Below are 15,675 nucleotides of genomic sequence, written 5' to 3' on the forward strand. Positions count from 1 at the left end.
GTAGTGCATTTTTTATGTCAATTGCCATAGTACAAAAAATGCACTACAATTCAATCACATAAACAGAGTTTTTTATCGTTTTCATGTAAACTATACAAGGTAGACTGAATGTTTTGAGGTGCACAAGAACTATGATAAAAATTTTATTAGTAGATGATGAAGAGCGTATGTTGCGATTATTAGATTTATTCTTAAGTCCACGTGGTTATTTTTGTATGAAAGCCACATCTGGTATTGAAGCTCTTGAATTAGTTCAACAAAAAAACTTCGATATCATTTTGTTAGATGTCATGATGCCCAAGATGGATGGATGGGATACCTGTTATCAAATCCGTCAAATCTGCAATGTTCCAATTATAATGTTAACAGCTCGTAATCAAAACTACGATATGATAAAGGGACTCACACTGGGAGCGGATGACTATATTACAAAACCTTTTGACGAACAAGTACTAGTTGCCCGAATTGAAGCTGTGCTACGCCGAACAAAAAAGGACGGTTTTATCAGCTTCAATGGCATTGAATGGGATAAAACAAAGCATACTGTTACTGTTTACGACGAAAAAATTTCACTTACACCTATCGAGTTTTCATTACTAGGACTGTTTTTACAAAATACCAATCGAGCATATAGCCGTGATGATTTAATTGAAAAAATATGGGGATATCAAACGGATATTGAATATCGTACTGTCGACTCACATATCCGCAATATCCGTGATAAATTACGAAAAAAGGACTTTCCTGTTGAAAAATACTTAGAGACCATCTATAAGGTGGGATATAAGTGGAAAAGTGAATAAAAATAATAAAGTGAAACTTTTCTAGGTAGGAAATGACTCGCCCCACACTTAGAATTATTTAAGCAACTCGTGATACAACTTTGGTCAGTGGTTAGATTCTTCCCACTGACCATTAATGTGACATAAAGGTATGGTGAAAAAATGAACAAGCTTTCCCTTAAAATTGGTACATGCTTTTTAATATTAGCTCTATGTCTTGAAGCCATCGCTTTTGTATCTTTTTATACAAGTTTGTCGAACATGCGTATTGAAGAAGAAAAAGCCGCTCTTTTAGAAAAAGGAAAGCGCTATAGTAACTTTATTTCAAGACGTTATGGTCCACGAGCTTTTGAACATGCTGCAGCAATGGAATCACATTCTAATTCAGACACAAAGTTAGTCATAACAGACACCAATGGGCAAATACTTTCTTCTTCTGATCCGATAACCCCAGAAATGAAAAAGCAACTTGCTAACAAAATACGTTGTACTTCAATAGATGGAACTATGATTGAAAAAAATTGGAAAACATCGAAATATATTTCAACAGCAACGCCAATTATCATTCATAAACAAATTACTGGGTATGTACATATGTTTTTAGATACAGCATTTTTAGAAAAAATGATTCTTCGTTTAGCACATCAATTTATTATTATCGGTATATTAACTCTTGTTTTAACAACAATTTCTGTCTTTATCTTTTCTCGTGTCATTACTGATCCTCTTATTAAAATGAAACGTGCAACAGAAAAAATGTCAAAGTTAAATAAACCAATTAAATTAGGAATTAAACGCAATGATGAACTTGGTAGTTTGGCCAAAACCATTGAAGAATTATCTAGTGAATTGACCTACATGAAAAAAGAACGAAATGAGTTTCTTGCAAGTGTAGCTCACGAACTACTCACACCACTTACCTATATGAAGGGTTATGCAAAAGTGGCTAAACGAGATTCTCTCTCTAAAGAAGAGCGTGAAGAATATTTACAAATTATTGAAGACGAAACAGATAGTGTAACCGAACTTGTTCAAGACTTATTTGATTTAGCGCAACTTGAACAGCATCAATTTATTATTAAAAAACAAGAGATTCCTTTACAGCCTTTTCTAGAACGCATGATTGAAAAAACCAAACCAACACTTGCTAAAAAGCAAATAATAATTAAATTTCACTGTAAAGATGATCCTAATGTCTATATGGATGAACGTCGAATGGAACAAGTAATGCTAAATTTATTACACAACGCCTATCAGCATTCTTATGAACAATCAGTTATTACTGTACACGCCTATCAAAATGAGAATACTTTTTCTATAAGTGTGCAAGATGAAGGTGAAGGGATTCCACAAGAAGATATCCCGCATATTTTTGATCGTTTTTATCGAGTTGATAAATCAAGAACTCGAGCTACGGGCGGTAAAGGAATTGGTTTAGCTGTTGCAAAAGAAATTGTTGAGTTACATAGCGGCTCCATACAAGTAAAAAGTCAGTTAGGAATTGGAACAGAATTTATTATTGAATTACCAATTGAATAGTATGTACGGTAAATCACCAGTAGTATCTTTCCTTTCAAACTGCTGGTGATATTATGTTAATAGCCATTATTTATTAACTTTTTAAGAAAAAAAAACAGTAAAACATCACTAGAAAAAGCTATCTTTTTGAAATTATTCTTATTTCAATATAAAATATAACTACATTTGTCAAAGATTTGGAGGGTGATATAATTGGATATCCATGTATTAACAAAGGATGAAGCAGAAATTTATTTAGAACTTCGTGTAGAAGGATTAAAACAAAACCCTGAGGCTTTCAGCTCTTCTTATGAAGATATTATTAATAAAGAATGCCCGATTGAGTATAAGGCACAAAAATTAGCCCAAGATGAAAACTATACATTAGGTGCATTTAAAGACGGTGCATTGATCGGTGTTGCAACCTTGGAAACGAAACCATACGTAAAACAAGAACATAAAGCAAAGATTGGTTCGGTATATGTATCGCCAAAAGCACGTGGACTTGGCGCAGGAAAATCCCTCATTAAAGAGTGTATTGAACTTGCAAAAACATTAGAAGTAGAACAAATTATGCTTGATGTTGTGGTCGGAAATGACGGTGCAAAAAAACTTTACGAATCATTAGGATTTAAAACTTTTGGTGTACAAGAGCGTTCTTTAAAATATAACGGTCAATATTGGGATGAAGAGCATATGGTTTTATTCTTAGATACAGAAAAGTAATAAAAAAATCCTCAAATATATGAGGATTTTTTTATTAGCGTTTTACAGTGCAAACCACGCATTATATAATAATTGAATTGCCTCTTCAATCCCTGCCTCTGATAAAATAGCGAACCCAAGTAAAACCGTATTTTTAGGAGTACTCCCTTCTTTATAATACGTAGAAACAGGATATACTTTTATACCGTTTTCAGCTGCCCTCTTTATTAATTCTTCTTCTAACATTTCGTTGTGAACCTTTAATAAAATATGTAAGCCAGAGTCTTCCCCAATTACTTCCGCCTTATTAGAAAAGTACTTTTCTATTGCTGAGACAAGAGCATCTCTCTTTTTCCGATAAACGACTCGCATCTTATAAATATGCTTTTCCCAATGTCCTTCATTTAAAAACCTTCTAATAATTTCTTGATCAATTCTTGAAACACTTTGTGCATAAAATAAATATTGTGTTTGATACAACTCAATTAGCTGTTTTGGTAGCACCATATAGCTCATCCGTAATGATGGAAGCAAAGCTTTTGAAAGTGTTCCCATGTAAATTACATTCCCTTCTGTATCAAGCCCTTGCAACGCTGGGATCGGCTTTCCAGAGTAACGGAACTCACTATCGTAATCATCTTCAATAATATAACGCCCACTCCTCCCTTGTGCCCATTGTAATAGTTGCATCCTTCTTTTAATTGGCATAATCATTCCACACGGAAATTGATGGGATGGAGTAACGAACACAACATTCGCATTGCTACCTTCTAAATCTGAAATACAAATCCCATCCTCATCAAGCGGGAGCATTTGAACATTTTCTTCCCCCTTCTCAAAGACAACCAACTTTCGGTGATACCCTGGATTTTCAACTGCAAAATGACTTCCCTTTAGTAACTGAAACAACATTCTTATTAAAAATTGTGTTCCGGCTCCTATTACAATTTGACTCGCTGAACATCTCACACCCCTTGATTCATATAAATATTTCGCAATCTCTTCACGTAAACTGGATTCACCTTGAGGATGCCCAAGAAATAGAAGGTCCTTATTTTCTAGTTGCCATACCTCATTTGAAATTTTCCGATATACAGAGAATGGAAATGTATTTGCATCTACACCCGTTTGTGTAAAATCATATTTATATTTCTGTTCCTCATGCAATACTTCCTTAACGACTTCTCTTTTTTTCATTGTATGTATCATTTGTTCAATTTCACATACAAAATACCCCTTACGTGAAACCGATTCAATATATCCTTCTGCAAGAAGTTGTTCATATGCCGATTCCACTGTATTTTTACTTACTTCTAAATGCATTGCTAACTTTCTTTTTGCTGGAAGCTTCGTCAAGGGAGGGATTTTTCCACTTCTTATTTCTGTTTTTATATACTCGTATAACTGTACATACAGCGGGATTTTTTTCTCCATATTCAAATTTGGTGTTAACTCTAACATAAAATCTGACCCCTTTATAAAATGCATTATTGATACTTCTTACAGTACCAGAAGTTATATATAATTCCTTTTATCATGTGAATTTTAAAAAATCAATCCTAGAAAGGAGCATCATGATGAACAATAACAGACGTCTCGGCCTCATTATGATTATTACAGGAGCTACTCTATGGGGATTATCAGGTCCAATGATTCAGTGGCTCTTTCAACATACGAAAGTATCATCTATTGATTTTTTAGTAATTCGCCTATTGCTTGCTGGGATCTTTATTTTATGTTTTCTACTTATAAAAAAACAAAATATATTTCGTATTTGGCAACACCCACGCCATCTTTTACAACTTATCATTTTCTCTATTCTTGGAATGCTTGGCGCCCAGTATGCTTTTATTGAAACAGTGCATATTAGCAACGCAGTTACCGCTACTTTATTCCAGTTTTTAGGGCCAGTTCTCATTACCGTTTATGTTGCAATACGGTATAAAAAACTTCCTTCAATTATGCAAGTGTTAGCCATTGTCGCTGCCCTAACAGGCACATACTTTATTATTACAAATGGATCAATTGAAAATATTGTTTTATCCAAGGAAGCTATTTTATTTGGTCTATTAACAGCTATTGGTTTTGCTTTTTATACACTTCACCCTGCTTCTCTTATTAAACAATGGGGCACAACTCTTATTATTGGCTGGGGGATGTTAATCGGGGGCATTTCACTATTTATTTATAATCACTCTTTTGAATGGAAACAACTTTCACAAACATTTACACTTCCAACATTCTCTATGCTGATTTTAATTATTATAAGTGGAACGCTTTCTTTTCTTCTCTACATTGGCAGTTTAAAATATTTATCCGCAACAGAGAGCAGTATTTTATCTAGTATTGAACCGCTTGTAGCAGCTATCGTTTCCATCACTTGGCTAAAAGAATCTTTCGGCGCATACCAATTACTAGGCGGTGTATGTATCGTCATCGCCGTTATTTTCTTAACAATGCCAGAAAAAGAAGCAGAACCTACATTCACACCTGAACAAATATAGTGCAAAATATCGAAAGAGGTCATACTAAACTTCTGACCTCTTTTTATGAATGAAAAGGAATTGTCCGCTCTTCTAGCAAATACAATTACACTAACAATGAAAAATAGGAGTGTGGCAAAATGAAAAAAATTGGCACTGTGCTACTTTTCTCCTTTCTCATCACTGGATGTACCTCAATCGAGCAAGATTCCAAAGCACCTATAAAAGAAATAACAAAAACCTCTCAACCTCAAAATAATGTACCTTCATTTTTTCACTTAAGCGTCTTAAAAGATGTTAACTGGGAAGAAAGTCCTTCCTTTGTAGCTGGAAAGACACCATTAAAAGGCATTGAAGGAAAAGTTGCAATTGCAGATAGTACATTCATTGCTGGTGAGAAAAATAAACAGATGTGGTTCTTCCTCGATCCACAAATGCCATCTGGAAAACTATCTATTATCGCCTTAAAACAAGGATCTACAAAACCGACTCCCATACTCTTTCAAGATGAAACTTTCGAACAAACTTGGACTGCTCCTACTCCCATTCATTCAAATATAAAAGAACTCCCTTTCCTTATGTCACTACCTTCTCCTGGATTATGGGTCTTAAATGTCTATATTGATGAGAAATATTATGAGCAAATTGTTATTCAAGTAGAAAAAAGTGAGAAAACTTAATGTCTTTCTTACAACAATGTAATTGTTATGTCATCTACTTCGATAGTTGCATCCCCTTCTCTCCCTTATACTAAAAGTAAGAAATGAAACAACAAACAAGGAGAGATGAGAGATGAAAAAAGTAATGGAAGTTGTAGTGGCTTTGGTAGAGGTTTTCGTAAATGGAAAGCAAGTTGCAATGGAGTTGAATAAATAATGCAAAGCGAAATATTTATTACTAATAATATAAAACCATAAGCGGAGGTACGATTTCTTTATTGCTCTGATCTCTTATCTCACTAAAAACGCAGTGCCTCCTTAAAAGGGCACTGCGTTTTATTATTTATAACTTGGCATTTTTGTAATCTGTGCGACTCCTGACTCGATTGCCGCTTTTGCTACTGCAGCAGCAACACTTGGAACAACTCTTTTATCTAAGGGATTTGGAATTACATAGTTCTCATTTCGTTCTTCATCAGTAATGATGTTAGCGATTCCATATGCTGCAGCTAACTTCATTTCTTCTGTGACATCTGTTGCACGTACATCTAATGCACCACGGAATATACCAGGGAATGCTAAGACATTGTTTACTTGGTTTGGAAAATCAGAACGTCCTGTTCCAACAACCGCTGCTCCAGCCTCTAGTGCATCTTCTGGGAATATTTCTGGTACTGGATTCGCCATTGCAAACACAATTGGTTTCTCATTCATTGTCTTCACAAGTTCTTTTGTTAATACGTTAGGGGCAGATACACCGATAAAAATATCTGCTCCGTCAATCGCTTCTTTTAATGTTCCACGTACAAATTCACGATTTGTTTCTTTCGCAATCTCGATTTGTGCAGGGTTCATCCATGATTCCCCTTCACAAACGATACCTTCTAAACTTACTAACGTCATATGCTGCGCGCCTGCATTTAATAACAATTTACCAATTGCAATCCCTGCAGAACCGGCACCATTAATGACAATCTTCACTTCATCCATCTGTTTGTTTACAACTTTTAAAGCATTAATAACTGCAGCTAAAACAACAATTGCTGTTCCGTGTTGATCATCATGGAACACTGGAATATTTGTTTCTTCTTTTAAGCGCTTTTCAATTTCAAAACAGCGCGGCGCTGCAATATCTTCTAAATTAATACCTGCAAATGTAGGTTCTAAATTTTTAACAATGGTTACGATTTCATCTACATCAGTCGTTCCAAGACAAAGCGGAAATGCATCTACATTCGCAAATTTTTTAAATAAAATACTTTTCCCTTCCATAACAGGCATAGCTGCCTTCGGTCCAATATCACCTAATCCGAGTACTGCTGTTCCATCCGAAACAACTGCCACCATATTACCGCGCGCTGTATAGTCATAAGCTGTTTCTTCATCTGCAGCGATCGCTTTACAAGACTCAGCCACTCCTGGTGTATATGTCAAACTTAAATCATCTGCTGAATTTACTTCTACTTTACTTGTAATTTCAATTTTTCCTACCAATTCTTTATGAAGTAATAATGAACGTTCATTAATTTGACTTTCTAACATATAAATAAACTCCTCCTAATTTGACAAGCTAGCTACGTTTTTACATAGCTAGCTTGTATGATGATAAATTATGAAAACATTTTTAATAAAATTGTCGCTGTTACAACCATAGCAGCGCCACCTAAACGCGTTGAAATTTGCGCAAATGGCATTAATTCCATACGATTTGAAGCTGATAAAATCGCAACGTCTCCAGTTCCGCCTAATCCGCTATGGCATCCTGTTACAATCGCAGATTCAACCGGGAACATTTTCATGACTTTTCCAATAAGGAAACCAGTCGTGATCATTGTGATTACCACTGATGCACACACCGCAACATATCCAACTGAAAGAACAGCTGCCACATCTTTTAACGGAATGTATAACAATCCTAAACCGACCATTAATGGCCAAGTTAAGGTTTTCGAAATAAATTTATATAAGTGATATGCACCTTGTTCCATTTTTGCTGGCATTAATTTGAAGTATTTCACAAGTGCTGCTGAAAAGATCATAATGATTGCTCCTGGAATACCAATAAATTTAGAAGCAAATCCACCGAAAATAAAGAACGTACATGCGATTAATAAACCTGCTCCCATTAATGAGAAGTCAATTGGTTTTTCTGTATTTTGTTCTTTTAATAATTCGTCTTGATCACCTGTTTTTACCAACACACCATTACCGCTAAGTTCTGGTTTTTTCTCACCTAATCGCTTCATATATCCAGCGCCTACAATCGCAAACATATTCCCGATAACCGCTGCTGGAATAAGCTGAGATACAAATGTTGCTGATGATTGATTTAAAATCTCGCTGTAAGCTAAGGAAAGTGGTAAAATCCCTTCTCCGATACCACCGCTCACAATTGGTACAATGATAAAGAAGAATGTTCGCTTCATTTCAAATCCAAATAATGATCCAACTAATAATCCCACTGCAATAGAAGCTAGTGTTCCTACAACTAACGGAATAAACATACGAATAAACCCTTGTACTAAAACTTTTCGATTCATTCCTAAAACACTTCCGACTACTAAACAAGAAATATATAAATATAAAAAGTTCGATTTTTTCATTAGCATCGTCGCTGCTTCCATTGAAGCTGGATTCATCCAATTGAAAAACACTAGTAAAGATGGAATAAATAATGAAAGAATTGCTGGTCCACCAATATTTTTTAAAATCGGGATCCTCATCCCAATATCACCTAAGAAAATTCCCATAATCATAATGACTGCAAATCCACCAATCATATCAGCAGGTAATTTGTTATATACAGATGCTCCATAAATAATAGCTGCTAATACGATATATAACGGTAAAGGTATAACGCCAATTTTAATATTCATAACTTTCGAAACAAAAGTTTTTTGTTCCACTTCTGTTGTTTCCACGGATGATATCGCTTCCACATTTTTTTGAATCCCCATATAGGCACCTCCTTATATTCTTGTTTATAATATTAAAACGCTTTCAACAGTAAAAATAGTATTTGTAAGTTTTGTAACTAGTTTTGTAATTAAAAAAAGTATAAGCGACTTACATAAGTCGCTTATACATACAAACGTATTTTGTTTTCATCGATGCATCGTAATTTACTTACCGGTCTCCCTACATGTTGATAAACCATTTCATTTTCTAAAACTCCAATTTCAGTTAAAAACATTACATACTTTCGAATAGACACCCTTGAAATCCCAACTAATTGAGCCATTTCATCTGTTGTAAATGCTTGTCCATGAAGCGCTTCTATTTGCTTCCATATCAACTGTAATGTTTGCTTTGTTAGCCCTTTTGGCAGTTCTTTATCTGCATGAATTTCTACTTTTTCTTTTTGTAAAATCAACGTATCTAATTCAGATTGGCTAATTTTTTGCTGTTCTTTCATAAATATAAATTTTTCTCGATATGCGGTTAATGCTTCCTTAAACCTTTCAAATGTAAATGGTTTAATTAAATAATCAACAACTCCATATTGAAGCGCTTTTTTTATACTTCCCATATCATGCACAGCTGAAATCATAATTACATCAATTTCTTTTTCTTGATTCCTAATATGCATTAACAAGTCAAACCCTGTATCACCAGGCATAAAAATATCGAGCAATACGAAATCTATAGCCGACCTTTTTAATATCTCTACTGCTTCTTTCACAGAATTAGCTATATGAACAAGTTCAAATCCCCCTACTTGCTCTAAATAATGCTTATTTAACATCGCTACCATTGGATCATCTTCTACAATCAAAACTTTGATCATGTTCCTATCTCATCCCTACTTTTGTATGGTATTTCAATGGTTATTGTCGTTCCTTTTCCTAACAATGAATTGACATGTATGCTTCCATTTATCCGCTTTAAACTATCATTTACAAGATATAAGCCATATCCTCGATTTGTTCCTTTTGTGGAATACCCTTTGGCAAATACTTTTTCAATTTCTTCTTTCGGGATTCCAAATCCTGTATCTTTCACTGTAATAATCAATTTATCCTGATATTGAATAGAAATATCTACTCGCTTATATTCACAATTCATCACCGCATCTAATGCATTGTCGATTAAATTTCCTACAATTGTAATGAGTTCATGAATAATGCTTTCGGCATATGGCTCTGGTAAGTAAGAATTTTCACTTACAATAAGTTGGACATTCTTTTCCCTTGCGTAACTAAGTTTACCAAGCATAAACCCTGCAAATACAGGATTTTTTATTTTTTGCATCACACCACCAATTTCATATTGATGCTCCGAGACCATGTTACTAATATAGGTCTCTAATTGTCCATAATGCTTCATATGTGTAAGCCCTAATACAACGTGCATCTTATTCATAAACTCATGAGATTGTGCCCTGAGCGCTTCTGCATAAAGTCGAATATCTGTTAATTGTTCTGCTAATTGCCTAATCTCTGTTTTATCACGAAATGTTGCAATGGCACCAACAATTTCTCCTTTAACATATAAAGGAACTCTGTTTGTAACAATGGTAATTCCATAAAGATTTTGTTCCTCATACAATTGTGCTTTCCCCGTTTGTAACACTTCTTTTATACATGAGTTAGGCATATACTTCTCAATATCTTTACCAATAAAATCTTCTTCGAGACCACTCTTCTTAAATAACCGTTTCGCTTCGTTATTAATTAAAGTAACTCTCGCCTCTTTATCGACAGCAATAATTCCTTCTTTAACAGATTGTAACATCGTATTTCGTTCTTCTAAAATTTTTGCGATTTCGCTAGGTTCAAGATCAAATAAAATTTTCTTAATATGTCTAGCTAATAAAATAGCACCTATAATTCCAACTAAGATTCCAACACTGATACCAATATAAATAATGTGCCTACTCTCTTTTACCCTCTCATGCACATTATCAGCTGAAATTCCGACAGCGACAACCCCAAGTTGTTCTTTTGCTTCAGAAAAGATCGGTACAAAAACTCGCATAGAAATTCCTAACGTTCCTTCTGCCATCGATACATGTTCTTTCCCTTTCAAAGCTATCCCCTCATCTCCTCCAACAAAATGATGACCGATTTTCTGAGGATTTGGATGAGATTTTCTTATTCCATTCATATCCATGACTACAATAAATTGAACATCTGTATTTTTTAATAAACGATTTGTATACGTTTGAACTTCAGATATATCTTTTCTTCCTACTAAAGCATCAATGACAAGTGGCGAATTCGCTACAATACGCGCGATTGTTTTTGCTTTTTCAGCCTGACTTTCTTCCGTCGTACGCTCGACATTATGACTAATTAATATATCTGTCACAAGTAAAGAAAGTAAAATAACAATACACACTAGTAATGTAATCGTCTTCCATAAACTTAACAACTTTTTTCTTTTCCTCATCCCTTTATTGTCTCCCTTATTCCTTCTTTATTACACGTGAAATCTATCTTACTTATTCTTTTTTATAAATACAACCATTTCATTTTCATTAAATAGGGACATCTACCTTAATTCATTCTCTCACAATAGTTTCTATCCACTTTTTATTCTTACAACAACGGAATTCTCATGTCTTCTCCTTCGATCGTTGCATCTCCATCTTTCCCTTATACTGAACGTATAAAATGAAATACCAAACAAAAAGAAATGAAAGATAAATAATAAAGAGGAGTTCAGTATAATAAATATGCTGAACTCCTCTTATTTTTTCTTGAATCTATTCATGTTGTTCCATATAGCTAATTGCCTGACTCCCCATTTGTACCCATGCCTGTTCAAAGTCTTCACGCGGAACACTTACACTTTTCGTGTCACTAAGCGGGTCATGTATATACACCGATTCTTCATCGTAGCCAACAAGAAGAACGCAATGTTCATTATATGTAATAGAAACATTACCTGCATCCGTTTTCCATATATCAAATTCATTTTCATCTAAAGGTGCATACGTTGCATTTGTAATCATCACAACTGGTGCGCCTTCTTTTACAGTTTTATAAATTTCATCTATGTTCTCACCTGTCAAATCAACAGCGCGATTCGGTAAATATTTGTTTGCTAACTGAAACAATGGTTCATGATACACGCCATATCCTGATTCAGAAAAAGTATAAATATTCCCTACAAACCCCTCATGTGGATTACCGCGTACACCATCATTTGAAAAGGAAACTTTCTGTATTTCATCTGCTAGTGTTAGCTTATCTACAGAAATACCTGCGTACTGTAACATCATAGCTAAGCTTGTTACTTCGCAACCTCTGTCTAGCTCTGGTAACTGCTGAATAAAGGGTACATTTTGTAGTACTACTTTTTCTTCATCCATATTCACTAGTTCCCTTTTCTTTTGATTAAATTGGTTTGAGACGATTCTCTTTACACTCTCTACATGTTTAGTAACAGGCATTATGTCACTTCTTTTCATATATACACTACAGATAAATATTCCTAATACAATTACACATATATACATCTTCCACTTTCGTATCATCCTTCTATCTTCACGCCCTTTTTAATTCGTTAAATACGAATAAAATGCATCCGCATCTGTTTGAACCATAGGTAAAAAGACAAGTTCCTTTCCCTTTTCAGGCTGTTCTTCTTTTATTTTCTCTTTTAACTGCTCGATATTTGTATTTGTACGATCTATACCAAGCTCGTCTGCAATTTGTATTACTTTCTGCTCATTGATTTCTTTTAGCACTTGGTAAATATCTTTACCATATAAATCAATATGAAGTATTTTTGCTTCGGCTTGAATTTTCCCCTCATATACTTCTTGCGCTAACTCCTCTATACCTTTCCCTTTTTGAGAAATCCCGAGATTTTCCGCTTCTTCTTTTACCTTTGTTCCATAAACCTCTTCAGCAACTTCATCTATTTTTTTTCCTTCTTTTGAAATACCGAATTTATCTGCTTCATCACTTATTTTGATTGTATTAATTTGATTGATTAAATCGACAATGGATGTATTTTCGATCGGTATTCCTAATTTTTTTGCTTCCTGTTTTATTTTTGTTTCATAGATTTCTTCTGAAAGAACCCCTACATCTTTTCCCTCAGTAGAGATTCCTAATTGTGCCGCTTCTCGATCAACTTCTGTTTCATGAATCTCCTTTTCTAACATAAGTTGCTCTTTTCCATCCGTTTCAATTCCTAGTTTTTGCGCCTTCTCCTCTGTATAGGCCACATGCATTTCTCCGTTATTCAGTTGTTCATTACTACACTGCGAAAAGTTAGTTTTGCCTTTTGACGTTGTAGAAGCAGACGCCCCTCCCATTACGCTTAAACTCATTATTCCAATAACAAATAATGATGCTACCTTTTTCTTTTTCAAATTGCTTCTCCTCCTTTATGTTTCTCATACAATCCGCCTTCCATTTTTTCCATATTATCGAAAAAGATACGTTCAGTTCGGCTCGTATTAAAATCACCCATGAATATAACTATCTATCCGCAAAAAGAATGCAAAGTCATTACTTTTTCTCTTTTTTCCTTCTTATTCTCTGTAAACTCTATTATGAAAAACATTTCTTAACTTTCCCTTAAAAAAAAGACGACCTTGTAAAACAAGATCGTCTCTAATTTCTTTATATTCGTTGATTTTTAGGTAAAATCACTTCAAAACAAGTACCTTCATTCATTTTGCTCTCTACTTTTATTTTTCCATAATGTTTTTCTACAATCCAACTAGCAATTGAAAGACCTAAGCCAGCTCCTTCTGATTTCGTTCTCGCTTTATCTCCTTGATAAAAACGATCAAATAACTTTGGAATATCTTCTTCTTTTATTCCAATTCCATTGTCTTTTACCTGAATCATAATTGAACTACTTGTTTGCATACATGCTACTTGAATCGTCCCACCAACATCAGTATATTTCATCGCATTGTCTAATAAAATTACAACCATTTGATGAATTCTTTCTCTATCACCAGTAAAAGATACTTTAGATTCGATTTCCAATGTCATCTTTTTCTCTTGATACGCAGCAATCTCTGTATAAGGATCTACTACTTCTATTAATAATGCATCTAGTGCAAATTCCTTTTTATCCATTTCAATTTGATTCGAATCTGAACGAGCTAACAATAATAAATTAGCAACTAGCTTTGATAACCTTCTACACTCCTTTGAAATTGTAGAAATATCAATTGCCTTTTCCTCTATCGTGGCGGAAGGAGACTGAAATAGTACATCTGTTTTTGATTGAATGACCGCTAGCGGTGTTCTTAATTCATGAGAGGCATCGGAAACAAATTGTTGCTGCTTTTCCCAAGAATTACGAATTGGTATAAGAGCTCTTCCAGCTAAGAAAAATCCCATCCCAATTGCACATACACTTCCAATGCTACATCCAATGATGATAATTAGTAATAGTGTGTGGAGCATTTCTTTTTCAGCAGTTGTTTCACGTAATATTTGAAATGTCACTTTTTCTCCAGATAACAAATTCATTTGAAACGCCCATGTTCGAAAACTTTTTCTTTCTACTTCTATATCATGAAAATCTCCAAGTTTTTTTGGAAATAACTTAGATTGATTATCTTCCCAAAAATTAGGCCCTCGAAATTTCGGCTCCATATCTATCAACTGATTCTTTTCGTCCCATTTCAATACAAGAATCCTCGAATCTCCAATACGTAAATCTTTATTTAAGCCAAACTGTTTTTGCAGTGCCCGATTATTTTTTGTCTGCTTAACAATAAAATTCCTTATAGAGTCATCTATTCCTTTATAAATTCGGTCGTGTGTATACGAATAAATAACGCTTCCCAATATCCCAATTAATATAATAAACACTAATGAATTTAAAATTGTAAGGCGAATGCGTGTTTTTTGAAACATACTTCTCCTCTTCATTGTTCTTTTAACATATATCCAATCCCGCGAACGGTTTGAATATCTTTTTGATAACCAAATGGCTCCAATTTTTTTCGTAAATGATGAACATACACTTCAACAATCGCTACCGTGGTATCTGAATCAAATCCCCAAACGCGATCAAAGATTTGTTCACGCATTAAAATCTTTCCACTATTTTGAATCAGGTACTCTAAAAGTTCATATTGCTTTAATGTTAATTTCATTACTTCTCCATCTACGTGAATATCTTTGTCCTTTCCAAACAACTCGATTCCACGGTAGGTAATGGTTTGCTTTGTTGTTAAATTACCACTTCTTCGTAATAAAGCTCGAATTCTTGCTTTCAATTCTGGAGCTTGAAATGGCTTTATTAAATAATCATCTCCACCAAAATCTAACCCTTTCACACGGTCTTCTAAAGAATCTTTAGCAGTCAAAAATAAGACAGGTGTTTCAATTTTTTCATTTCGTATTCTTTGAATTACCTCAAAACCATCGATCGCTGGTAACATCACATCAAGAAGTATTACATCATAAATATTTTGCAATGCCAAAAATAAGCCATCTTCCCCATTCATTGCTGTATCAACTTCAAACTCATCACGTAAAATTTGTGTAATTGATTCTAATAAAGGTGCATTATCTTCTACAACTAACAAGCGCATATCACTTT

14 protein-coding genes are annotated in these 15,675 nt (G+C 34.3%); 5 read left to right on the forward strand and 9 right to left on the reverse strand.

The features are described 5' to 3' along the window. Nucleotides 1-131 precede the first annotated feature (131 nt). From BLV40_RS19455 to BLV40_RS19465, 3 genes are all read left to right on the forward strand, one after another. Complete coding sequence (locus tag BLV40_RS19455; RefSeq protein WP_026593948.1) at nucleotides 132-803, forward strand: response regulator transcription factor; 672 nt, start codon at nucleotides 132-134, stop codon at nucleotides 801-803. A gap of 141 nt (nucleotides 804-944) precedes the next feature. After that, on the forward strand, nucleotides 945-2,321 hold the full coding sequence (locus tag BLV40_RS19460) for a sensor histidine kinase (RefSeq protein WP_090692982.1): 1,377 nt from the start codon (nucleotides 945-947) through the stop codon (nucleotides 2,319-2,321). A 192-nt stretch (nucleotides 2,322-2,513) separates the two neighbouring features. Further along, a complete protein-coding gene (locus BLV40_RS19465; protein ID WP_026593950.1) occupies nucleotides 2,514-3,026 on the forward strand; it encodes a GNAT family N-acetyltransferase in 513 nt (170 codons plus the stop codon). A gap of 42 nt (nucleotides 3,027-3,068) precedes the next feature. Here the strand turns inward: BLV40_RS19465 and BLV40_RS19470 are convergent, their stop codons facing one another. Then, the gene (locus BLV40_RS19470; RefSeq protein ID WP_090692986.1) at nucleotides 3,069-4,466 is read right to left on the reverse strand and encodes a MocR-like pyridoxine biosynthesis transcription factor PdxR; all 1,398 of its coding nucleotides are present in this window, start codon (nucleotides 4,464-4,466) and stop codon (nucleotides 3,069-3,071) included. A 116-nt stretch (nucleotides 4,467-4,582) separates the two neighbouring features. Between BLV40_RS19470 and BLV40_RS19475 the strand changes: the two genes are divergently transcribed. Further along, the gene (locus BLV40_RS19475) at nucleotides 4,583-5,509 is read left to right on the forward strand and encodes a DMT family transporter (RefSeq protein ID WP_090692989.1); all 927 of its coding nucleotides are present in this window, start codon (nucleotides 4,583-4,585) and stop codon (nucleotides 5,507-5,509) included. Nucleotides 5,510-5,628: 119 nt separating this feature from the next. Continuing rightward, entirely contained in the window at nucleotides 5,629-6,168 is a 540-nt protein-coding gene (locus BLV40_RS19480) for a DUF4871 domain-containing protein (protein ID WP_090692993.1), read from the forward strand. Between the two features lie 318 nt (nucleotides 6,169-6,486). On the opposite strand, the gene BLV40_RS19485 is transcribed toward BLV40_RS19480, so the two are convergent. From BLV40_RS19485 to BLV40_RS19520, 8 genes are all read right to left on the reverse strand, one after another. Next, nucleotides 6,487-7,689: an NAD(P)-dependent malic enzyme gene (locus BLV40_RS19485; RefSeq protein ID WP_026593954.1), complete on the reverse strand. Its 1,203-nt coding sequence runs from the start codon at nucleotides 7,687-7,689 to the stop codon at nucleotides 6,487-6,489. Between the two features lie 68 nt (nucleotides 7,690-7,757). Then, the gene (locus tag BLV40_RS19490) at nucleotides 7,758-9,104 is read right to left on the reverse strand and encodes a 2-hydroxycarboxylate transporter family protein (RefSeq protein ID WP_026593955.1); all 1,347 of its coding nucleotides are present in this window, start codon (nucleotides 9,102-9,104) and stop codon (nucleotides 7,758-7,760) included. Nucleotides 9,105-9,226: 122 nt separating this feature from the next. Continuing rightward, nucleotides 9,227-9,934 carry a response regulator gene (locus tag BLV40_RS19495; RefSeq protein ID WP_090692997.1) on the reverse strand — a complete coding sequence of 236 codons (708 nt, stop codon included), beginning with the start codon at nucleotides 9,932-9,934 and terminating at the stop codon, nucleotides 9,227-9,229. Continuing rightward, complete coding sequence (locus tag BLV40_RS19500; protein ID WP_026593957.1) at nucleotides 9,931-11,538, reverse strand: sensor histidine kinase; 1,608 nt, start codon at nucleotides 11,536-11,538, stop codon at nucleotides 9,931-9,933. Before BLV40_RS19500 ends, BLV40_RS19495 begins: the two co-directional genes overlap by 4 nt. Nucleotides 11,539-11,854: 316 nt before the next feature. Next, nucleotides 11,855-12,628, reverse strand: coding sequence for a C39 family peptidase (locus tag BLV40_RS19505; RefSeq protein ID WP_090693001.1), 774 nt, complete (start codon nucleotides 12,626-12,628; stop codon nucleotides 11,855-11,857). 21 nt (nucleotides 12,629-12,649) lie between these two features. Beyond that, entirely contained in the window at nucleotides 12,650-13,432 is a 783-nt protein-coding gene (locus BLV40_RS19510) for a transporter (RefSeq protein ID WP_139265575.1), read from the reverse strand. A gap of 295 nt (nucleotides 13,433-13,727) precedes the next feature. Beyond that, nucleotides 13,728-14,999 carry a sensor histidine kinase gene (locus BLV40_RS19515; RefSeq protein WP_035415681.1) on the reverse strand — a complete coding sequence of 424 codons (1,272 nt, stop codon included), beginning with the start codon at nucleotides 14,997-14,999 and terminating at the stop codon, nucleotides 13,728-13,730. After that, the gene (locus tag BLV40_RS19520; protein ID WP_026593961.1) at nucleotides 14,996-15,667 is read right to left on the reverse strand and encodes a response regulator transcription factor; all 672 of its coding nucleotides are present in this window, start codon (nucleotides 15,665-15,667) and stop codon (nucleotides 14,996-14,998) included. The genes BLV40_RS19515 and BLV40_RS19520 overlap by 4 nt, the downstream gene beginning before the upstream one ends. Nucleotides 15,668-15,675 lie beyond the last annotated feature (8 nt).

The sequence above is a fragment of the Bacillus sp. 166amftsu genome (assembly GCF_900107445.1).
In the GTDB taxonomy this organism is placed as follows: domain Bacteria; phylum Bacillota; class Bacilli; order Bacillales; family Bacillaceae_G; genus Bacillus_A; species Bacillus_A arachidis.

Coding starts and splice junctions, on each gene's coding strand:
- BLV40_RS19455 (WP_026593948.1), top strand. CDS start 132: ATGATAAAAATTTTATTAGTAGATGATGAAGAGCGTATGTTGCGATTA.
- BLV40_RS19460 (WP_090692982.1), top strand. CDS start 945: ATGAACAAGCTTTCCCTTAAAATTGGTACATGCTTTTTAATATTAGCT.
- BLV40_RS19470 (WP_090692986.1), bottom strand. CDS start 4,466: ATGTTAGAGTTAACACCAAATTTGAATATGGAGAAAAAAATCCCGCTG.
- BLV40_RS19475 (WP_090692989.1), top strand. CDS start 4,583: ATGAACAATAACAGACGTCTCGGCCTCATTATGATTATTACAGGAGCT.
- BLV40_RS19480 (WP_090692993.1), top strand. CDS start 5,629: ATGAAAAAAATTGGCACTGTGCTACTTTTCTCCTTTCTCATCACTGGA.
- BLV40_RS19485 (WP_026593954.1), bottom strand. CDS start 7,689: ATGTTAGAAAGTCAAATTAATGAACGTTCATTATTACTTCATAAAGAA.
- BLV40_RS19490 (WP_026593955.1), bottom strand. CDS start 9,104: ATGGGGATTCAAAAAAATGTGGAAGCGATATCATCCGTGGAAACAACA.
- BLV40_RS19495 (WP_090692997.1), bottom strand. CDS start 9,934: ATGATCAAAGTTTTGATTGTAGAAGATGATCCAATGGTAGCGATGTTA.
- BLV40_RS19500 (WP_026593957.1), bottom strand. CDS start 11,538: ATGAGGAAAAGAAAAAAGTTGTTAAGTTTATGGAAGACGATTACATTA.
- BLV40_RS19505 (WP_090693001.1), bottom strand. CDS start 12,628: ATGATACGAAAGTGGAAGATGTATATATGTGTAATTGTATTAGGAATA.
- BLV40_RS19510 (WP_139265575.1), bottom strand. CDS start 13,432: ATGAGTTTAAGCGTAATGGGAGGGGCGTCTGCTTCTACAACGTCAAAA.
- BLV40_RS19515 (WP_035415681.1), bottom strand. CDS start 14,999: ATGAAGAGGAGAAGTATGTTTCAAAAAACACGCATTCGCCTTACAATT.
- BLV40_RS19520 (WP_026593961.1), bottom strand. CDS start 15,667: ATGCGCTTGTTAGTTGTAGAAGATAATGCACCTTTATTAGAATCAATT.